The organism is Paraburkholderia sp. SIMBA_054, assembly GCF_046534875.1.
GTDB lineage: Bacteria > Pseudomonadota > Gammaproteobacteria > Burkholderiales > Burkholderiaceae > Paraburkholderia > Paraburkholderia hospita.
On sequence record NZ_JAWRXV010001466.1, the window covers coordinates 1 to 244 of the forward strand.

The 244-nt window shown below is 64.3% G+C and carries 1 pseudogene; it reads left to right on the top strand.

From position 1 onward, the window contains the following. A pseudogene (locus SB822_RS59920) lies at nt 1-244 on the top strand (hypothetical protein); the annotation flags it as partial.

Below are 244 nucleotides of genomic sequence, written 5' to 3' on the forward strand. Positions count from 1 at the left end.
TCCGCAGCGCGACGGCGGCACGCACTTGACCGGCTTGCGCGCAGCGATGACGCGCGTGTTGAACAAGTACATTGCCGATCACGAAGTCGCGAAGAAAGCGAAGGTCGAGACGTCGGGCGACGACATGCGCGAAGGGCTTTCGTGCGTGCTGTCGGTGAAGGTGCCGGAGCCGAAGTTCAGCGCGCAGACGAAGGACAAGCTGGTGTCGTCCGAAGTGCGCGCGCCGGTGGAAGATGTGGTCGCG